The organism is Lachnoclostridium phocaeense (genome assembly GCF_959599685.1).
GTDB lineage: Bacteria > Bacillota > Clostridia > Lachnospirales > Lachnospiraceae > Claveliimonas > Claveliimonas monacensis.
Genome location: NZ_CAUGIN010000013.1, coordinates 1 through 20,573, shown reverse-complemented (window position 1 = coordinate 20,573; position 20,573 = coordinate 1). Strand labels below are relative to the sequence as shown.

19 protein-coding genes are annotated in these 20,573 nt (G+C 50.6%); 4 read left to right on the top strand and 15 right to left on the bottom strand.

Translation table 11 applies throughout. From position 1 onward, the window contains the following. The 5 genes from Q5911_RS07595 to Q5911_RS07575 all read right to left on the bottom strand — a co-directional run bounded on the left by Q5911_RS07595 (window position 1) and on the right by Q5911_RS07575 (window position 5,424). Complete coding sequence (locus Q5911_RS07595) at window positions 1-477, bottom strand: hypothetical protein (protein WP_303182138.1); 477 nt, start codon at window positions 475-477, stop codon at window positions 1-3. A gap of 65 nt (window positions 478-542) precedes the next feature. After that, window positions 543-1,235 carry a hypothetical protein gene (locus tag Q5911_RS07590; protein WP_303182137.1) on the bottom strand — a complete coding sequence of 231 codons (693 nt, stop codon included), beginning with the start codon at window positions 1,233-1,235 and terminating at the stop codon, window positions 543-545. Continuing rightward, entirely contained in the window at window positions 1,222-2,952 is a 1,731-nt protein-coding gene (locus tag Q5911_RS07585; protein WP_303182136.1) for a serine/threonine protein kinase, read from the bottom strand. Before Q5911_RS07585 ends, Q5911_RS07590 begins: the two co-directional genes overlap by 14 nt. An 11-nt stretch (window positions 2,953-2,963) precedes the next feature. Continuing rightward, window positions 2,964-3,749, bottom strand: coding sequence for a PP2C family protein-serine/threonine phosphatase (locus Q5911_RS07580; RefSeq protein ID WP_303182135.1), 786 nt, complete (start codon window positions 3,747-3,749; stop codon window positions 2,964-2,966). A gap of 22 nt (window positions 3,750-3,771) precedes the next feature. Continuing rightward, window positions 3,772-5,424 (bottom strand): trypsin-like peptidase domain-containing protein, encoded by a 1,653-nt coding sequence (locus Q5911_RS07575; RefSeq protein WP_303182133.1) that lies wholly within the window; start codon window positions 5,422-5,424, stop codon window positions 3,772-3,774. A gap of 226 nt (window positions 5,425-5,650) precedes the next feature. Here Q5911_RS07575 and Q5911_RS07570 point away from each other — a divergent pair, with 226 nt between their 5' ends. Then, a complete protein-coding gene (locus tag Q5911_RS07570; protein ID WP_442913479.1) occupies window positions 5,651-7,087 on the top strand; it encodes a helix-turn-helix domain-containing protein in 1,437 nt (478 codons plus the stop codon). A 110-nt stretch (window positions 7,088-7,197) separates the two neighbouring features. Here Q5911_RS07570 and Q5911_RS07565 read toward each other — a convergent pair whose 3' ends face one another. Continuing rightward, on the bottom strand, window positions 7,198-7,974 hold the full coding sequence (locus tag Q5911_RS07565) for an SDR family oxidoreductase (protein ID WP_303182130.1): 777 nt from the start codon (window positions 7,972-7,974) through the stop codon (window positions 7,198-7,200). Between the two features lie 175 nt (window positions 7,975-8,149). Between Q5911_RS07565 and Q5911_RS07560 the strand changes: the two genes are divergently transcribed. Next, window positions 8,150-8,791: a superoxide dismutase gene (locus Q5911_RS07560; protein WP_303182128.1), complete on the top strand. Its 642-nt coding sequence runs from the start codon at window positions 8,150-8,152 to the stop codon at window positions 8,789-8,791. A gap of 12 nt (window positions 8,792-8,803) precedes the next feature. On the opposite strand, the gene Q5911_RS14835 is transcribed toward Q5911_RS07560, so the two are convergent. From Q5911_RS14835 to Q5911_RS07535, 6 genes are all read right to left on the bottom strand, one after another. Beyond that, window positions 8,804-8,983, bottom strand: a complete 180-nt coding sequence (locus Q5911_RS14835; RefSeq protein ID WP_076779749.1) for a TipAS antibiotic-recognition domain-containing protein — start codon at window positions 8,981-8,983, stop codon at window positions 8,804-8,806. Between the two features lie 32 nt (window positions 8,984-9,015). After that, window positions 9,016-9,174, bottom strand: a complete 159-nt coding sequence (locus Q5911_RS14830; RefSeq protein WP_331592096.1) for a MerR family DNA-binding transcriptional regulator — start codon at window positions 9,172-9,174, stop codon at window positions 9,016-9,018. A 186-nt stretch (window positions 9,175-9,360) separates the two neighbouring features. Next, a complete protein-coding gene (locus Q5911_RS07550; RefSeq protein ID WP_303182126.1) occupies window positions 9,361-10,614 on the bottom strand; it encodes a Wadjet anti-phage system protein JetD domain-containing protein in 1,254 nt (417 codons plus the stop codon). A 44-nt stretch (window positions 10,615-10,658) separates the two neighbouring features. After that, the gene (locus tag Q5911_RS07545; RefSeq protein ID WP_303182124.1) at window positions 10,659-14,015 is read right to left on the bottom strand and encodes an ATP-binding protein; all 3,357 of its coding nucleotides are present in this window, start codon (window positions 14,013-14,015) and stop codon (window positions 10,659-10,661) included. After that, window positions 13,966-14,610 (bottom strand): DUF4194 domain-containing protein, encoded by a 645-nt coding sequence (locus Q5911_RS07540; RefSeq protein WP_303182122.1) that lies wholly within the window; start codon window positions 14,608-14,610, stop codon window positions 13,966-13,968. The genes Q5911_RS07545 and Q5911_RS07540 overlap by 50 nt, the downstream gene beginning before the upstream one ends. Window positions 14,611-14,617: 7 nt before the next feature. Next, window positions 14,618-15,946, bottom strand: a complete 1,329-nt coding sequence (locus Q5911_RS07535; RefSeq protein WP_087174362.1) for a Wadjet anti-phage system protein JetA family protein — start codon at window positions 15,944-15,946, stop codon at window positions 14,618-14,620. A gap of 139 nt (window positions 15,947-16,085) precedes the next feature. On the opposite strand from Q5911_RS07535, the gene Q5911_RS07530 reads away from it, so the two are divergent. Next, window positions 16,086-17,801 carry a DUF885 domain-containing protein gene (locus Q5911_RS07530; RefSeq protein WP_303182119.1) on the top strand — a complete coding sequence of 572 codons (1,716 nt, stop codon included), beginning with the start codon at window positions 16,086-16,088 and terminating at the stop codon, window positions 17,799-17,801. Between the two features lie 65 nt (window positions 17,802-17,866). Here the strand turns inward: Q5911_RS07530 and Q5911_RS07525 are convergent, their stop codons facing one another. Next, entirely contained in the window at window positions 17,867-18,685 is an 819-nt protein-coding gene (locus tag Q5911_RS07525; RefSeq protein ID WP_226395104.1) for a hypothetical protein, read from the bottom strand. Continuing rightward, window positions 18,670-19,308, bottom strand: a complete 639-nt coding sequence (locus tag Q5911_RS07520; protein ID WP_226395103.1) for a helix-turn-helix domain-containing protein — start codon at window positions 19,306-19,308, stop codon at window positions 18,670-18,672. Before Q5911_RS07520 ends, Q5911_RS07525 begins: the two co-directional genes overlap by 16 nt. 218 nt (window positions 19,309-19,526) lie before the next feature. On the opposite strand from Q5911_RS07520, the gene Q5911_RS07515 reads away from it, so the two are divergent. Next, complete coding sequence (locus tag Q5911_RS07515) at window positions 19,527-19,994, top strand: ATPase P (RefSeq protein WP_303182117.1); 468 nt, start codon at window positions 19,527-19,529, stop codon at window positions 19,992-19,994. Between the two features lie 27 nt (window positions 19,995-20,021). Here Q5911_RS07515 and Q5911_RS07510 read toward each other — a convergent pair whose 3' ends face one another. Beyond that, entirely contained in the window at window positions 20,022-20,552 is a 531-nt protein-coding gene (locus Q5911_RS07510) for a spore maturation protein (protein WP_076779789.1), read from the bottom strand. Between the last annotated feature and the right edge of the window lie 21 nt (window positions 20,553-20,573).

The following is a 20,573-nucleotide window of genomic DNA, read 5'->3' as shown; positions in this document are numbered from 1 at the left end:
TCAATCCTCTCCTCCTTCAAGCTGTACTGTTTTATCCTCTGGTTTATAGTTCCGTATATATTGATAAACATTTCCATTCAACAGGAAATGCGCATAAATCCCTGCCAGTGCCAGCAGCAGAAATACTACTGCCACAATCTGATTCACTGTTACATTTACGATACAGTAAATCGTTCCTATCAGTCCGATAATCAGCACAGCATCCATAACCTGTGCCGGCCGGTTACTGAAGAAGCATAGCGGAGACGGCCGTCTGCGCTTTGTCTCCTCCGTCTGCATCTTTTTATATCGAAGGTAAAGCAGGATATATCCGGCAATCCCAGCAATCAGTCCCAGCCAGAACATCCCCCCGGCGGCATATCCCGCACCGTTCAGATTGCCATCTCCATCCAGTGCGAACGGGATCAGCACCGGGCTCAGCGCCGATATGGCAAATGCCGCTAGTACTCCTGCAAACCTTTTCCTCATCAAGTTCATATGTTAATCATCTTCCTCCCTGCCACATGCTTCGGTACACTGTCTGACCTTCTACAAGTCATGCGCTAGATCCTCTCCTCCGTATGGATCAGCATCGTTTCCTTTATAATCTCGAACCTTCCGGAATACGCCTTCTTCTCACGTTCTTCCCGCATTGCCTTCTCCAGCTCCGGAGTAAGCAGCATCGTCTCGCCCTGGGCGCCATACAGCGGTACAGTCGTCTCATCAGCACTTCCGCTAAGGAGTGTTGTCTCTTCCGCACCACCATTTAAGAGTGTAGTCTCCTCCGAACCATCTCCCTGCAGGAGCGTCGTCTCTTCTGAACCTTCAGGCAGTATCTCTGTCCTCTCGTCACCCTGGCTTACACTGCCTGCTCTGCCACCGGACTGGATACCAGATCCCGATGTCTGCGTATGCGCTGCATTTGCGTGCATCTTTTCTGTAGGTTCACTGCCTGTTGCCACCTCTCCGGTGGGCGGATAGATCACCGGCGGAATGCTGCCACTGGGGGTCTTATAGAGATCCCCGGTAGTTTCCGGTACATAGGTATCCTGACGGAGCTTTCCTGTCTGTGCGTTCTCCTCTTCCATCTGCCGGATTGTACGCTTCTGAGCGCGCCCTGTTAAAAAGTCGAATACTCTGCGTATCTTAAACTTGAAAAAGATAACCACACTCAGAACTGCAAAGAGGATTGTCAGGCAGAGGCAGATGATAAATCCTGTGTGATAGATCGCGATAAGCTGTTCAGTTTCCTGCATCTGTTTCCCCTCCTGTCTGACCTCCCTGAGAGCTGAACGCCGCATTTACCTGCGTCTCCGCCTCCTCTATGCTTGCCAGTATTTCTTCCTTTGTGCCGGATACGTCATCCGTTGCAAAGCCGCTCATCAGCATACTCCTTATGCTCTGCAGCTCATCCAGCATCTCTCGCTGCGTCACTCCCGCCTGCCGGAAGTTCAGCGCATTCCTGTATATCTGATAAACCATCTCTCTGTACATGACGAGTGCGGTCTGTTCATTGTCAATTGCAGTCAAATCACCTGACGTAAGCTCTACCATATCATCCCAGTAATCGGCATAGGAGACTTCACTGTCACCCGCAAGATCTCTTGTGTCCAGTCCCTGGGAATATCCAGCGATCTTGGCAAAACGCTTCGCCCTCTCCACCTTATTCGGCTCAAGGCTGTCACTCTCCGCCGCTGTTTCAAACCACGACTGTGACATGGGCTTGTTGCCCTCTTCGCCATAATAATAGAAATAGGCAAGCCCCATCTGGAAAGAGAACTCATCATACGCTTCCGAATTACTCTCCAGATAGCTCTCATTCGTTCGATTTCCACTCCCAGTGTATCCAAGGATTTCTTTCATCTGGATATCCTCTTCCTGAGTAAAGAACCCTTCATCTCCTGTTCCAGTTCCATCGATAAAGACATCAAGAAGATCTAACCATGCATCTCCTCTGGAAGGATCGAGATTTATTGCATCTCTGTAGTAACGCACTTTTTCTTCCTGGGAAGCGGCATTAGATGCCGCTCTGAGATAACCGTCATAGCTGTTTCTTATCGTTGAATTTTCCGCAAATTTAAATCCCAGACATCCGATCAGCGATACAGCTGTCAGAGAACATGCCGCAAGGAATCCCCTCCATTTGCGTTTTTGTTTCTTCCTGTATTCGATATCCAGCTCATCAAAATGCTCCAGCGCATACATCAGCTCTGCGCACGACTGATATCTGTCGTTAGGATTCCTCTGCGTACACTTTATAACGATCTCCTCAAGTCCCGACGAGAGCGCCGGGTTCCACTGACGGATGGGATACATCTCATACGGCGGGAGGCTTGGATTATGTCCGGTCAGCAGATGGTACATGGTAGCGCCCAGATTGTAAATATCCGTCCTCGCATCTGTCTGTCCGTGGCCGCCGTACTGCTCCGGCGCGGCATAGCCCTGCGTTCCCAGACACTTTGTATCTTCGATACTCTGCTCTTTAAATTCTCGAGCCGTACCAAAATCTATGATCATAATCTTTCCGTCTGGTTTGAGCATAACATTGGAGGGCTTTAAATCCCTGTAAATAATAGGAGGCTTTCTGGAATGCAGATATCCAAGCACATCACAGATCTGCTTTGCCCACTCCACGACCCGTTCCTGAGGCTGCGCTCCCTCTTTCTTGAGCCAGTAATCCAGTGTCCTTCCCTCGATGTAGTCCATTACGATGAGAAATGTATCATCGCAGTCGATCACATCGATGATACTCGGCAGATGCGGGTGGTTGAGCCGTTTCAGGATGTCTGTCTCCGCGATCAGCCCCTGCTTCACGACCTCATAATCCTTAGTGCCGTCTTTTCTGACCTCCTTGATCGCCCACTGCTTGTTGGCTCTCTCGTTCATCGCCAGATAGACGACGCTCATACCGCCCTGTCCGATCTTATTCAAGATTTTGTATTTACCGTCAACTATTGATCCTATTTCCAGCATATATCTATCCTCTAACACGTTTTCAGGAGGATGACGGATATGTTGTCCTTCTCCTGACGTGATTTATTCAATTCCGTAAAATAGACCGCAGCGTTCTGCAGTTCCTTCTCTCCCTTAATCTTATCGGGAGCCATGAGCTTCACGAACTCTTCCTCCGCAATTACATGCCGAAATCCGTCCGAGCATATCATATAGACTTCTTCCGGTTCATAGGTTCCATGTTCAAATTCGGGAATGATCACTTCACTTGCTCCAACACACTGGAGAAGCACATTCCTCTGGGGATGATTTTTGGCTTCCTCAAGTGTCATCCGCCCCTTATCGATTTCGTTCTGTACAAATGTCTGATCCTTTGTCAGCTGGCTGATCGTCTGTCCTTTCAGTCTGTAGACTCTGGAATCGCCTATATTTAATATGTAATAGCTTCCTTCCGCAAACAGGATCATTGCTGCTGTAGTCCCCAGCGCTGCATGAAGCTGTTGCCCATATTCTGCAATCCTCGTATTCACATCGAGTATCAATTTGTTTAATTCATTCTCCATCCCGACCCGATCGATCCCGTCTACAGTCCTGTTCTCATACAGGAACACCGGAAACCTGTTTTCAAACCAATCTGAAAAAGCCCTGATCAGAGTGGCACTGGCGACCTCGCCCTTCGCGAGACCGCCCATACCGTCACAGACCGCGGCAAAGAAAACCTTGCCGTGGTCTGTGATCGCCTCTTTGATCAAGACAGAATCCTGATTTGTATTCTTTTTTATCCCTTTATCTGTATGTACAGCACTCAGAAATTCCATCTTTTTTCCACCCGTTTATCTGTTATGATATATGAAATTCAAACTCTTCATCTGAAAGCTTGAGCGTAGACCTGTCAGTCAACAGCGTCTCCTGATACGGGCTGAGCTGTACGCCATTTACAAATGTAAAGTTGCTGGACTTCTGATCCTCCGCATAGTAGTCAGAGCCCTTCTTTTTGATAACCACGTGGTATCTGCTGACCGATGTATTATCGGAGATGCAGTAGTTGACTCTTCTTCTCTCTTTACCGATCGCAAAGTTCTGTGATGTGACCGGGATCTTCTCGCCGTTCTTCTTCCGGATCAGATAAGCGCCGCCCATGCCGCCGCCAAGCAGTGTCGTCTCGCCTGCACCTGAATCAAGGAGTGTCGTCTCGCCTGCGCCGTCCTCCTGCGGCATTGTCTGATAACCACCTGGCTGTGCCGGTGATACCGGAGGTGTATTCGGTTGTACCGGTGATATCGGAGGCGTCATTTTCTGCTGTGCCTGAGAAATCTGTTTTGCTTTTTTCTTTTTATTGCCTTTTACAACAATGATGATCACTACGACAATGATTATGATCACCACTATCGCAATGATGCCTCCGATGAGGAACCAGTTCGGTCCTTCCGGCTCCGGTTCCGGTTCCGGAACTTCTTCCCTCTCCAGTCCGCTCTGCGCTGCTGAGAGTTCATCAATTGCCGACTGGATCGCTGCTGAATCCGGATTGCCCGCCGCAACGTCCTCTGCGTCAGCGATCGCATTCTGGAATGCCTGTACGCTCTCCGCTGTATATCCGTCAAGAGTCAAAGCCTTTGCATTATCGATCTCTGTCTGCAGATCTTCTAATGTAAGCTCTGCAAGCGTTACATCGTGGCCAGTGCTTCCTGTATACAGGATTCCCCATGTGTCGAGGATCTCTTTGATCGCATTGATCTGGATGGAATAATTCTTCTGATCTACGATAAACTCGTTGATACCGACAACCTCTCCCGCCTCGTTGAGAAGTGGTCCGCCTGAATTGCCATTGTTCAACTGTGCCGTATGCTCGATAACATCCACACTTCCTGTTACTGTTACTTTAGAGATAATACCTGCTGAAATAGACACATCATCTTTTGTATTGAAGTTCTTATTCTGAATCGAATCAGCCGGGAACCCATAGGCATATACGTTATCCCTCTGCGCAATCGTATCACTGTCGCCGAGTACGAGAGGCTGCCTTCCGTAAATCTTCTCTGAGAGCTGCAGCGCCGCAAAGTCAAGCACATCACTCTGTGCATTCTCATGGACAGTCGCCTCTACATTTGTATCGCGGTTTGCGAATACAAAAAGCTTCAAATGAGGATCGTTGTCCTCGAGCTTATCCAGCCCCAGTGTTGCCATAATAATTTCACGCGTCGTAAGTCCTGTCGAGGGATCCATTTCATCGAGATCAAAGATATGTTTATTTGTCACTACATATTCTTCATTGATTAAGAAGCATGTCCCTCCCGTAAAGTAAGTCCTCTGTCCGCCATCATCCTCATAAGCGAGCATAACCTGCAGAATACCATTTGCCGGATCCTCGGTAGTCGCTGTTACCGCAGAACCGGCCCCCTCCTCTTCTGCCGCCTGCGCAGGTAAGGTCATTCCTATCACCATGCACATTGCCGCCATAAGTACCAGCAGTTTTCTCATAAACCTTTTGCCCATACTTAAGTCCTCCTGTAAAATGTAATATTTTGTCATACTATGTTTATTTTACGGATTTATCCCTCGTGTACTCAATATGTGTCGCCCTTTGTGGTCACACTTTTTTCACAATTTTTATAGATTTTTTATATTGTATTCCATATAATGTAAAATGCTTTTTAGTGACGTATCTGGAGTCGGAGATATATTCTCCACATGAATATCCCGGATACAAGGGGGGAATACTATGTCTGAATTTTCATATATTCTTTCAAGACATATCCATGGAAAGAATATTAAAACATATGCTTTAGCTCAGTACTGCGGTCTTGACCGCTCAAATATGTATAAAGTCATAAATGGAAAAAGAAAGCCGACTTCTCTTGAAATGGTTCGCAAAATATCAAAATTCATGCACCTCTCTCCGGCAGAGGAGAAAGAATTGGAGGCGGCATATCAGATCACCCTGGTGGGATATGATAATTATTACCGGAGGAAAGATGTGATGAATTTTTTCAGTGAATTTAATCTTTCTCCCCCGGGGCTGTCTTCATTCAGCTATGACTATGACGCCGAACAAATGCACGACAGGGAACTTTCTTTTCTCAACTCACCGTCTGAAGTGAAGCAGGCTCTGTTTCATATTATTTCCACAGAAATGAGCAGACAGAAGGACGGACATATCCAGCTTTTGATCCAGCCCGATGCGTCATTTCTCATCAATCTGATCAGTGCTGAAATTCAGGCGGAGATGAATATCCGCATTGAGCATATCATCTGTCTGAATAATAATGCGGAGACAACCCTGTCACAGAAAAACTATAATCTGAACTGCCTGAAGCAGATACTTCCTTTATATGGAAACTATCAGAATTATGAATGCTTTTATTATTATGATGATATTTCTGCAAGGACCGGCGATTTCACTCTGTTCCCTTATATGGTCATCACTTCCCGGTATATATGCCTTCTTACCCATGGACTGAATAGTGGTATTGTTATGCTTTCCGCTTCATCACGCAGAATGTTCACGAAAATCTTTTCCGAATACATGCAGGCATCGACTCCTCTTCTCGACCATATAGGCAATGTGGCAGCCCAGCTGAATTACGTAGAAAATCTTTTCAACGAAAACCAACCGGCATACTGTTTCCAGATGTCGCCTTGCTTTACGCCGTTTATCACATTTTCCCAGGCGGAAAAATATATTAATCAGGACCTGCCAAACCGCACAGAGTTTATTACACATTTTCTTGAATATACAAATAAAATTTCCTCGATGTATGAACAGGGATACGTGGTCTGCACTTTTTCTCTGGATGGTGTTCGCCGTTTTCTTGAGAGCGGAAGGATAGATGAATACCCTACATATGTGTGTCACCCTTTTGAAATGTATGACAGAATCTATCTGGTAAAAAAGCTGATACAGTCCTGTAAAAATATGCACTACCGTATGTTAAAAAGGAATATCGGTAATCCTGCACACGGGCTATATTTATTTGTTAATCAGCAAAACGGCTATCTCATGTTCTCATCTCCTTACAACGGTCAGCCGGTCTACCTGAATATTGAAGAGCCAGGCCTTCTCTTTACCTTTTATGATTTCTGTGAGAATCTGGAGGATGATATGTTTTATACATATGAAGAAACCGAAAAGCTCCTGAGTGATCTGATCAAAAAGTAAAAAGGGGAATGCAGTATAGCTTCTTTCTTCGAAAAGCTATACTGTATTCCCACTTTTTTTGTTATTCATTTTTCTTTGTAAGTCTAATAAAGCATCGTCCGAGCCCCCTACTAAAAGCAGGTGAAGGCTCCGTCAACAACAAAGTCCGCGCCGGTGGTAAACGTGCTCGTATCCCCCGCCAGATACACACAGATGGACTGCAGCTCCTCCGGCTTTCCCATGCGCCCCAGGGGTGCCATCTCGTTCCACTTCTCGATCAGCGGAACAAGAGTCGGAGAGTTGAGCGTCAGCTCCGTCCCTATATATCCCGGACTGATGCTGTTCACCCGCACACCCCGCTTTGCCCACTCGATAGCCAGAGACTTGGTAAGCTGGATCACTCCCGCCTTTGAGGCATTATAAGCACACTGAGGCTGAGGGACATTCACGATATGCCCGGACATGGAAGCTGTGTTGATGATGGAACCCCCTCCGTGCTCCAGCATATATTTCCCGGCGGCGATATCTGTCAGAAAAATCCCGTTTAGGTTGATGTTGATCACCTTGAGCCACTGCTCGTAGGTCATCTCCTCAGCCGGCGCATTGATACAGATGCCTGCGTTATTGTGACAGAAATCAAGCCCTCCCAGCTCTTCCACAGTTTTCTTCACCATCTGGTCCACCTGTTTCGGGTCTGTACAGTCTGTCCCAATGGCGATTACTTTTCTTCCTGTCTCCCTTGAGATATACTCCGCCGTTTTCTGCGCTTCTGCCAGATCGAGATCCACAATAGCCACATCTGCTCCGGCCTCAGCGAAAGCAGTGGCCGTACATTTTCCGATACCCCTGGCGGCGCCTGTAACAAATCCCTTTTTCCCGTCCAGTCTCATCTTTTCAATAATTCCCATGACAATGCTCCTTTCCTTAATTGTATCCAGATCATTTGAAATATAAATATACGGTATAGAATTATTTTACAATACAGCGGACGCCTCCCGCAACGGCTTTATCTCTTTTCCAGCCGGGAAATCACGTTTTCTCCTCTACCGCATATACTGTTAAAAACCCTTGTTAGAAATAAACATGAACGATCGCTATCCCTTTTTCAACACCCCTCTCCCCTACGCCTATGACGCCCTGGAGCCCTTCATCGACGAAAGGACCATGCGGCTGCACCACGACCGGCATCTCCAGACATATATCGACAACCTGAACCAGATCCTTGAGGCTGATCCGTCTCTCCAGAAGTATTCTCTCACAGAGCTTCTGGTCAGCCAGGACCGACTCCCCTGCCAGCTCCGGACTCCCCTTATCAACAACGCGGGCGGCGTATTTAATCACCGCTTCTTCTTTGAAGGCATGACAAAGACAGGCACCCGGAGTCAGGCGCCCACCCTCTTTCGGCAGATAACCAGGCAGTTCGGCAGCATGGAGCACTTTAAGTCCTGTTTTAAAGAGGCCGCCCTCTCCGTGTTCGGCTCCGGGTATGCGTGGCTTGTCTGGGAAAAGGGCGGTTTATGCATCACCACCTCCGCAAACCAGAACACGCCGGACCTGTGCCGCACCGTGCCGCTGCTGGCCATAGATGTCTGGGAACACGCCTACTATCTGAAGCATTACAACATGCGCGCCGCCTACATCGACGACTGGTTCCGGGTCGTAAACTGGTCCTGCGCGGAAGCCCGTTTCCGCCGGTGCATGTCAGGCCATATGCTGGTCAGATAGCCGGCCGCAGACTTACGCGTCTTTCCCCACATGATATTCTATGGCTTTCTGCAGGAGTTCTGCGCAGCCCGGCACTTCCCTGTCATAGTACAGCTTAAACCTCTCGTCGCTGATGTAGAGGTTTGCCATGGCTCTGTGGGCCTCCTGCGTATATTTCTTCCAGGTCATGCCAAGCCACTCCTTGTGGAGCATGACAATCCTGCCGGCCTCATGACTGTCCAGGCTTACGCCGTCCAGGACAGCAGATTCACTTCCCGCTCCCCGTAAAAGCGGTACCCCGCCTCATTTGTATGAGCAGGCTTCAGAAGCCCCAGCCTGTCATAGTAGCACAGCGTGCGTGCACTCACGCCTGCCAACTCTGACAATTCTCCGATACTGTACATCTCTTCTCCTCCTTCTGTCCCCGGACTTGACAGAGGCATCTCCCCTGCAAGAACTACAATAAGGGTTAACGCAGCGTTAAGGTCAAGTCCTTTCCGAAAAAATTTTTCAAAAAATTTTCAACGCCTGCACACAGAGAAGGAAATTTCTCTGTGTACAGGCGCTGTACATGCCTATATAGAATAAGATCATATGAGCAGCATCTCCTGCTCCAGACCTTTTCCGGTCTTCAGCAGCTCCTGCCTGAGCTCTTCCAGCTCCTCCGGCAGGGCCGCACTCATCTTCTCCAGGTCCCGGAGCGCTCCCGGCTCCATCTCATATCCCGACGACAGGTGGCGGCGGTAGAGCTCTGCATTCATATGCAGCGGCCTGACATCCGGGAAGAGATTGTCCCGGATGAAGCAGAAGATGCGAAGCCCTCCGAAATCCATATCCCCGCTGTGCAGGTATTCCACTGTCCTGCCCTTCAGCGCTCCCGCCAGGGCCTTCAGGAAATCCCTCTCCTTGGGAGAGAGGAAGCCGTGGGTGAAGACATACAATGTTTCCTCCTCAAAGGGCTCGCAGACAAAGCTGGCCCTGTTCTCTATCGTCACGATCCGCCGTATGTCCTGCTCCCGGCAGATGCGGGCGTTCTTCAGCGTCTCGCTGTTGAGGACCGTGCCGTACCGCAGCTTTCCCAGGTCCACAGTCTGCCCTTCGATCTCCAGGCGCAGCGGTCCTTTCACCTCCATCTGCTGGGAGTACTCTTCTATGTAGAGCCAGGAGAGCACCTGAGCGTCATCCATGGCCCTGTCTATATCCGAGTGGTAATCCCGGGCCATCTGGACCACCCATCCTCTGAACCCGGCCGGGTCCTCCCTGAAGATCTTTGGACGCCCCAGATACCGGCTGCTGAATATCTGTACATAGACAGGCTCCTCCAGCTCATCCAGCCCCTTCAGACAGGCAAAGTACTGCTCCTTCCTCCCCTGTCCGAAGATCCGGCTCAACTCCTTTGCCTTCAGCTTTCCGCTGTCCGCCTCCCTCCAGCGGTCTCTGACATAGTCCCTGAGCCACTGTCTGCGCAGCGCTCCGCCCAGCTCCTCCAGCTCATGTTTGTACGCAGCGGCAGTCTCATACTTGGGCGTCTTCCCCGCCAGTTTATAATAGACGGGCATGTCTTTGTTATAGTAGTGGAATTCACTGAAATCCTGCTTATAGTTCTGCCAGCGCACCTCCTTTTTGGGGATCAGGCCCAGGCGCTCCAGCTCCAGCATCTCCCGGACCACCAGGTCACGTCCTGCTCCCCTCGGGGCGCCGGCCTCCCTCTCCGCCCTGTCGAAATCCTCCTGATGGATCTTCAGGCTGCGGCGTCCTTCAAGGGAATGGTCCCAATCATTTTTCTTTTTTTCATAGTTTTCAATGATCTTCCTGACAATGTAGCCGCCTCTGTATCCGTCCATAGGATCACCTCCGCTCCTGGTCTGTCTTTCGCCTGTTTCACGGCTTATTCTTCAGCCTCCTCCAGAAGTTCCTCGAACTCCTGCTTCTCAAACTCCATGATGGAGATGTTCTGCTTGTCCGGGTTGGCAAAGACAAAGGTCTTATCCACGTTCTCCAGATAGTTCTGGATCTTGTCATTGGTGGCACTGATGATAGCCTGGAAGCCAAGTCCCCGGATCAGCTCGATGCAGGTGGCCACCTTCTCCGCGTCCATCTTGGAGAAGGCCTCGTCCAGGATGACAAGGCGGATAGTGGGGTTCCTCCTGACTCTGGGCGAGTAGTCCAGACGATAGAGCTGGGCAAAGCTGGCCAGAAGCGCCACATAGAGGGGATTCTGGCCCTCCCCGCCGGAGTTCTTGGAGATCATCTTCCCAAGACCGATGTGCATATTTTTCTCGCCCCGCACGATCTGCTGCATGTCAAAGGAGAGGTAGGTCCGGTAGTCCGAGTATTTCCGCATGTTCTGCTTCGCTTCCTCCAGCTCCTCCGCCGAGGCGTTCTCCGGCGGGATGAAGATCTGGATCAGGTCCCCTATCAGCTCCCCGTACTTCTCCTCGTGCTCCATGGTAAACAGATTCATCTGGTTCTCCATATTGTAGGAGAGCCGGGAAGGGTCTATCTCCAGGGCATCGTCCATGAACATGTCGTAGTACTCCCCGTAGGCCCCCTTGTTCCTGATGATCACAAACTGGTACTTATCCTTTCCGAAGTCCAGCCTGCTGATGATCCGGTTCAGCTCGTCCTTTCGCTGGAGCGCCTCCTTGATGGCGCTGCGTATCTTATAGATGAAGTCCTCCTTGAAGTGCTGGACCGCGGTCCTGGCCTGCTCTGCCGCCTTCTCCTTGTACTCCTCCAGATGGTCGCACTGGAGCGTGTTCAGGAGCTTCTCGTAATCTCCATTGTCCTCCGCACTGGCCGAGAAGGTGCGATGAGGATACTCCCGCAGGTAGCTGCTGCGGATATCCACCAGCTCCTGATATCTCTTCTCCCTCTCCTCCCGACAGGCAGCCTGCTCCCGGAAACAGAGATTTTTCAGGTACTCATAGTTGGAGCTCTTCCGGCTCTCCATGTAAGACTGAAAACTATCCGCAAATTTTTCGTTTTCTTTGAAACTTCTCTGTTTCTCATTTAACTCTTCATCCAGGTCCAGATACTCCTGATCCGCCTCCTGGATCTTTCTCTCATGCTGCCAGATAGCCTTCTGGATGCTGTCCACCTGCTGCTTTTTCCTTGTCTGACGCTCTCTTAACTCCTCCTTCTCCCGCTCGAGCCTGCCTACATTCTCTTCCTTCAGCTCCTCTATCCGGCTCTGCAGCATTTCTCTTTCCTTTTCCTTCTCGCCGATCATCCGGATATCCCTGATCATGCTCAAGTACTCTCCGGCGGGGCGGTCCAGGTAGTCCATGGCAAGGACAGAGCGGATCTCCTCCTGGCGCTCTTCCAAGGGCACTCTCTGCTTCTCCAGCTTCTCCAGCTTTTCCTCCAGCCTCTTTCTCCTCTTTCGGAGACTGTTCTCTCCAATGCAGGCCCGCTCTGTGTAGTTCTCCGGATCAATGTGCTGCAGCTTATAGCTCTTGTACAGCATGCACCCGGGGGTGATGCCCACGGTCTGCTGCCGCAGCTCGTCGATATCCCGGCACTTGATCACCCTGCCAAGAAGGAAATCCGTGTAGGCCTGGGCGTAGTCTGTCCCCGCCTTCACCTCCTCTGCCAGAGCTCCCTCCCTGACCGGGTGGCTGTCCTGCATGAGACGCTCCGTGTCCACCACGGCGGCACGCCAGAATTTCTTTTTGTCCATGGTCTCGTAGATCTCCATGGCCTCCCTAGCGTAGGCCGGCTCCACCATGAGGGACAGCTTGTTGTTCCCCAGATAGCCCTCCACTGCATTGTGCCATGTCTCATCCTTTACTTCCAGCATGTCTGCCAAAATCTGTACATTCACAAATTTTCCGGCTCTCCTCTGGAGCTCCTCCCGGATATAGTATCTGGCCTCCTCCAGCTCCCGGGGATAGGCCTTCTTCCCCTGCTTCAGGTCAGCAATCTCCTGCCGGCCCGCCTGCATCTCCTTTTTCAGGAACCGAAGCTGGGCGCCCGTCTCCCCTCTCTCCTCCTCCAGCTCCCGCCGGATGTCGGCAAAATTCTCCTTGAGCCGCTGAAGCTCCTCCTCTGTGATGCTGCCCTGGCAGAGCCTTTCTATATCTCTGAGCATGGAGTTGGACACCATGTCCTGCTTCTTCCACTCCTCCATGCTCTCCCTTGTCTTCTGCAGGCTGCTCCTGCTGGCAGACAGGTGCTCCAGGAACAGGTTGACCTGGGAGAGCTTGTCCTTCAGCTCCTCGTACCCGGTCTGGGCAATGCGGACGATGATGTCCTCATACTGCCTCTGCAGCTCTTCCGCCTCCCGGTCGGTCTTCTCCTTGAGCTTTTGCTGCTCCTTTTTTTCCTTCTCCTCCTGGGCCCTCCGGTCCCGGATACCCTCCAGACGGCGTCGGAGCTGGAGGATCTCCAGGCGCAGGGCCCGGTACAGCCAGCTCTCCTCCTCCGTCTTCTTATCTTCGTACAAAGAGAAACTTTCTTCTATTTTTGTCAATGATTGAATTTCTTTCAGTGTTGCTTCAATCTTGCTGCGCATCTGCCCGTATCGCATGACGCTCTCCTGCATGTCCTGGATCTCAATATCCTGCTCCATGCAGATGTACTCCTTCACAAAGTCCTCCAGCCGGATGTTCATGCGGAAGGGGATCGCCCGCTTGAAAAGCCTGGGGAACTTCTCCTTGTCCAGTCCTCCCAGGTACACGTCGTAGAGCTGGCGGCGGAACCTCTCATTGCTGGGACCGCAGTAGTAGCCATCCTGGGGGAAGTTTCTCTGCAGATACTCCCGCATCTCCACGGTGGACAGGACACGCCCCTCTCCCCGGTACAGGTTGGAGAGCAGCGGCCCCTGATGCCAGAAGAACAGACGGCTGATCTCATTTGTGGCCGTCTCTACATCAAAGACAATACCCACGCACTCCTGCTCCCCGGTGGCGCTGTTTGTAAACTCCAGCACAATGGTGCTGGAAAAATTTTTGTTTCTCCGGTACTGGGACTCATTGTTGTCGCTGATGTTGACCATGCCCCGCAGATACTCGATCAGACTCCGGTCCGAGTCGTCGGCTGCCGCCTTGTTGAAAAAGCCCCTTCCGTCCGTGTTGGCGTACAGGACGATCTGCAGCGCGTCAATGACGGTAGACTTTCCGCTTCCCGAGTGGCCGGTAAAAAAGTTCACTTCCTTGTTCAGCGACAGCACCTTTCTGTCTATGTAATGCCAGTTATTCAGACAGATCTTCGATAATATTTTGAACGCCTGTTTCGTCTCCACTGTTCTCCTCCTCGCCAAATGTCTTTAAAAGGGCCCGTATGTCGTCCCCGGTGAGCACCATATTTATAGTGGGGTAAATGATCATCCTTGTCCCCTCATTTAACTCCTCCAGTATATCCAGAGGTTCTATGATCTGATATTTTTTCAGAAGCGCAATGCTTCGCCGTATCTCCGTGGGCGACGGCAGGGACTTCATCACCTGGAATTCCCCGGCCTTGCCATTCACAGCTCCCAGCGTTGTCACGATCCTTGTGCTGGATGACACCTGGGCCATCTGCTCGTCATACAATATCTTCAGCACCAGGATATAGATCGTGGCAAGCCGCGGGATCTTCTCACCCATGAGCATGCTGTCCCGTATATAGATCACTCCCAGATAAATGTTTTCCACGAGCTCGATCCCTGCCACCTGAAAATATTCCTTCAGAAATTCCATGTGCATGGCACAGATCTTATACTCCCTGCTGTACTGCCACTTTTCAGCCCGCCTGTCGTATTTTCGCTCCAAAATGAATGTCTGTCTGTAAAGGAGCCAGATCACCTCCGTGATCTGCTCTTTCTCCTCATCACTCAGCTGTTCTATATAATCGATCATATTCTTCTTAAACCCTCCTGCGCACAAATGTCAGCTTCGGATAGCGGTATTTTCCGCTCTCCACCAGACCGCCTTCCTCGATGACCTGATACTTGCTGCCGTGCTTTGTACTATAATCATAGGCAAGGATGATCTTCTCAAAGTCCTCGTCATCCTCCACCTTCAGATCCGCAAGCCGCATCTGCTCGCCGTCCATATGCTCCTCGATAAATTCCTCGATCTGCTTTCTTGTATACCGGGTGTGGATGCGATTCAGCTTCAGAACATCCTCCCTGGAAAGTTCCTGAGAGTCCTCCTCCCGCTCCAACTGGCTGACAAAATCTTTCCTGGGCTTTCTCCTCTTATAGAGGGACTTCTCCGAGAGGATCTCAAAGAGAGACAGATTCATCCGGGAAGCTGTCTCTTTGATCCGCTCCTCCTCCCTGCCCTCTTTTCCAAGCTGGTTCAGGAGCTGGATCACAAGCCCTTTTGTGTCTGTCTCCCCGTTCAGAAGATAATTCAGCCTGGTCACTGTGGCCCGGATATACTTTGTGTTCTCCTTGTCCATATTGGCAATGCGCCGCTCGATATCATCAAAGCTCCTCTCGATCCGGTCCAGTATATCCAGCCCCTCCTCGCCAATGCGGTCATAGATACTCTCATCCTCCCGCATTTTCTCCAGGCACTCCTTTATATCCATCTTGTAAATGTAGAAGTTATCACTTGTCTTTAAAATGTGGTATTTCTTACGTACCACTTCCTCCACATACCCTTCCAGGTGTTCTGAAAGAAGCTGTCCGTACTCTCTGTGTTCCAGCAGACGCCCGTAAAACCGGTCCATATTGTGGAGCATGTCCTGCAGTGCCTTGTTCAGCTTTCTCGTATTGACCAGGGCCGACCGGAGCATGGCGCTGTTCAGCCTGGGATTGTTCTGGAAGGAATACAAAGTGGCGTACACATTCTGGATGTACAGCTCCGTATCCTCCATCCCCTCACGGGTCAGCCGGTCAAAGGCCTCTATAAAAATAGCCGCATAGTCGGGGATAACAATGTGGGTCACCAGCGTATTGTAATCCTCGATCTTTTTCAGCCACTGTGCCTTAAGAAGCCAGTTCAGTATCCTGGACGCCGGCGTCTCCAGCATGTCCAGCTCATCCTCCGTCTCCTCCGCCTCCAGGGTGATCTTTTTCTGGGTATAGAAATCTCCCAGGATCTCCAGGCACACCTCCCGGCTCAGGAAATAGTTGTTATACTCGTATTCTTCGTTGATCTGAAGCAACGCTTCTACATAAATATCCCGGTTCCTGGAGCGGAACAAACTCCAGAAGGAGTCCGGGATCTCATATATATACTTCATAAATTTCTCCTGTCTTGTATATGGAGTTATTATACCATATCTCCCAAACCCGTGGAAACCGGTTTTCTCCCATGGAATTTTCTCAAAACCAGCCGCATATCTATAGATAAAATGCTCCGCCCGTTCCAGGAGGCGTTCTATGCGAAAAAAATGTACTGCCCTTATCCTTCTGCTTTCCATCCTTCTCCCGGCTCTGACCTCCTGTGGCCATCTTCCCGTCCCCGACGAAGATGCTCTCTTCCGGCAGTTTACCCTGGATCTTTTCCGTCAGGAAGTGTCCGCTGACACCATCACCCTGCACTATACGGTACAGGAGCCGGAAAGCTACGGCATCCAGGATACACCGGCGAGCCTTGGCTCTTTCAGCACCGACACAGCTGTCTCCGCCGCATCTATCGAGAACTTCCTTTCCCTCCTTCAGGATTTCAGATACAGAAAGCTCTCTCCGGAAAACCAGCTCACTTTCGATGTTCTCAAATCCTATCTGGAGACAGCCCTCCAGGGCGCCCCCTACGCTCTCTACGAGGAGCCCCTGAGCCCCCTCACCGGCGTCCAGTCCCAGCTTCCCATCCTTCTGTGCGAGTTCTCCTTTGACACACCGGAGGACGTGGATACCTATCTGTCCCTCCTGGAGGAAATGCCGTCCTACTTTACGTCTCTCATCTCCTTTGAGCAGGCAAAAGCAGACGCCGGACTTTTTATGTCCTCCCGGAATGCCCAGGACATTATCGACGAGTGCGCTGCCTTCACTGCACTTGGGGACAGCCATTACCTTTTTTCTTCCTTCATCTCCAGGCTGGAAGGACTATCAGATCTGCCCCCTGTTCAGAAAGAAGCCTGCATCTCACAGCACCGGGATCTCATCTATGACTGCGTATTTCCCGCCTACAACCGGCTGGCCGCCGCCATAGCTGCCCTGAAGGACACCGGCACAAACGACGGAGGACTCTGCTACTATCCGAACGGAAAAAGATACTATGAATATATTGTGAAGCGGGACACCGGCTCCGCCCGCACAGTCCCCCAGCTTCAGAACCTGACCCGCAGGCAGATGGCAGAGGATCTGTCTGCCATGCAGTCCGTGGCGCCTCTATCCGGCGAAGACTCTTCCTTTGCGCTGGCGGACAGCAGCCCGGAGGCCATCCTGGCAGACCTGAAAGAAAAGACAGCCGGGTCCTTTCCCTCTCTGCCGGAGGTAACCACCGAGATTAAATTTGTACAGGAGGAGATGGCTGAATATGTAAGCCCTGCCTTCTACATGGTTCCCCCGGTGGACAATTCCCAGGAGAACGTGATCTACATCAACCGGGGACATCTCCCGGACGACCTGACTCTCTTCACCACACTGGCCCACGAGGGCTACCCGGGACATCTCTACCAGAACGTGTACTACGCCTCCACAGATCCGGATCCCATCCGCAGTCTCCTCTCCTTTGGCGGCTACACGGAGGGCTGGGCCACCTATGTGGAGATGCTCTCCTACTACTTCACCGGTATAGATGAAGACAGAGCTCTCCTGGAGCAGAAAAATGCTTCCCTCATCCTGGGACTCTACGCCCTTGCCGACATGGGTATCCACTACGACGGATGGTCCCTCACCGAGACGGTCTCTTTTTTCCGGAGTTTCGGCATTACGGACACAGAGATGATCCGGGAGATCTACGACCTCATCATCGGGGATCCCGGTAATTATCTGAAATACTATATCGGGTATGTGGAATTTCTGGAACTGAAAAAGACAGCTGTAAAAGAGTGGGGAGAGGATTTCTCCCAGAAGCGTTTTCACAAGGCGGTGCTGGACACAGGGCCTGCGCCGTTTGAGATCGTGGAGAAGGCGGTGAAGGAGAAAAAATAGGATCGGAACATCTTTGCAATGCATTTTTCACAGCCGCCGCAAAAGGCTGACAGCGGCGGCTGATTTTACTGGAAAAGATAGCTGTATTTCCGCACCTGCCATCTCAGGATCTGCTCAACCCGTTCCAGCACCTCCCCTTGGTAGTAGGGTCTGCATCCCTCCAGTATCTCCACTGCCTCTTTTATAGAAAACCGGAAATGCACCTGCTGTCCATATAGCTCTTCCGCCGCATCCATCTGTTCGTCAAAACTCCTTGAAAATGGCTTTGCCTCTATCTTCTCCATGCATTTTTCCAAATCTTCTCCCAAGGGAAAGTCAGTCATTGTATCCGCAAGTAAAGCCAGTCCATGATCAAAATAAGGGCAATGTCGAAACCGTCTGGTTTCCGGGTGATAGACTACCCCAATATTATTGGTATGCCTGTCCTCATTCAGAAAAAAAGCGTCTATCTCCAGCATAGCTGTAAGATATTTCCCAAAATCTGTCATTCCTGTGATCTCTGCGATCGCATTGACCAAATAACAGATCCGCTCCTTCACGTCCGCCATAGAAGCCATGGTCCTTGCCGCACTTTTCCCTGTGTACAGACGGATCAGCTTTTCGACTGTGATAAGAGACTCTCCCTCCATTAAGAAGCTCCTGCTCCTGCATCCGGTATACACATGTGATTTAAACTCCATTTTCATCGGTTCATAGTCAACGGCTGCCAAAATATCCGACCGGGACAGAAGAGATGATACGACTGTTTCCGCCAGCCCTTCATAGCCCATGCAGTCTGCCTTATACCAGTATATTCCATCCTTCGCCTTCAGCTGGTTTCCCTTTGATGAGTGCCCCCTCAGATCATCCCGGTTCAGAATATCCAGCTTTATCCATTCTGACATAACGCATCCTCCCTGTAATGTATTCTGATCCACTGATCGTCCTCAGCCATTCTTCCTTTTGTCTCTTCTATGATCAGCATGGGATCGTAAAAGTCGACACCCATATCTCTCAGAAGCTCCTTTAAGTGAAACCTTGTCCCGGGAACACATCTGTCCTCCAGAAACTCCCTGAATTCTTCCCATCCGGGAGTTTTGTTGACTCCAAAGGCTGTCAGGGGAAGCTGATTCGTACGATTTTCCACATAGACCGTCTGATTTTTCCAATCCACATCTATCACCGTACACACCCTGTCTTTATACATATATTCCAGCTGCATCTGAACAGAGGGATGCCTCTCCCACCGCCTGATCTCTTCAACATACCGATATACAGTAGGACGGCTGACAGACAGTTCTCTTGCAATCCTTGCAACGGAAACACCCTTCCGGTACATTCTCCGTATGGTATCAGCCTTTTCCTCTTTCAGCCCTTTTCTCCCAGCTCCCCTGGGATTTGCCGGCCTGACTCCGCGCATCAGATCATCGTACTTCTTTGCCTTTTTCATAATTTTCTTCCATTGCTCTGGATCGTCCGTCCCGAAGATTTCCAAGCACTTACAAAGAAGCTTTTGCTCTTTCTCCATACCACTCCCTCCCTTCTATTCTCAGGATATCATAAGACTTTTAATATGTAAATAAATTAATTTTTTTACTTTTATTTTTATCTGCTTTCTCTTTGCACATATAGATATTTCCCCATAAATATGCTAAGGTATTCTCACAGGCTTCCTCCAGGAAGACCTGGATAACTCAGAACAAAGACACCGGTACTCCCGGCCTTTACACAGAAAGGAAAAGACTTATGAAAATAGAAATTCCCGGATATCCTTCACTGGACCTGAAATATCTCCTTCTGGACTACAACGGCACCATCGCCCTGGACGGCATCATCTCAGAGGCTGTTGCTAACAAGATCCGTCAGCTCTCTGACCTGTTCCAGATCTACGTGCTGACGGCTGACACAAACGGCACTGCCCGCCAGATGTGCCAGGGCCTGCCGGTGGAGATACTGACCTTCCCAAACGACGCCGCCATGCAGGAAAAGCAGAATATCCTCTATTCCCTTGGCAAGGAGAACTGCGCCGCCATCGGCAACGGGCGCAACGATCTTCTCATGTGCCGGGAGGCCGCCTTCTCCGTCTCTGTCCTTGGTCAGGAGGGCATGTACGGAAGACTTATGACTGCAACGGACCTGTGCGTCCCTTCTGTCCTGGACGCCCTGGAGCTCTTCCTGAAGCCCCACCGCATCATCGCATCGCTGCGGGGATGATCAAGAAACAGTATATCCCGTTTTTCCCTATCCCATCATCCCCGCCGCCAGCACCACGCTGGCCGCCAGCCCGGCAAATGTGGCGATAAGAGCGCCTGCCAGGGTAAATCTTGTCTTTGTCACCTTTGCCGTCATAAAATACACGCTCATGGTATAGAAAATGGTCTCCGTGCAGGACATGCTGATGGAAGCCACAAGCCCTATGTAGGTGTCTGTGCCAAATTCCTTGAAAATATCCAGAAGAAGCCCGGTGGCCGCCGAGGAGGAAAACATTTTCACGACAGTGAGCGGCACCAGCTCTCCCGGAAATCCAATATAGTCTGTCATCCTCCCGAGCTGAGAGGCCAGCATATCCAGAAATCCCGACGCTCTCAGAATACCCACCGCGATCATCAGCGCCACCATGGTAGGCATGATCTTCACCACAATGTGAAATCCGCTGTTTGCCCCCTCGATAAACGCATCGTACACCTGCACCCGCCTGGACACCCCAAAGCAGACGACCCCCAGTATCACCACAGGGATGATCATATTTGAGATGATCATAAATATTTCCATCTACATCCCTCTTTCCACTGC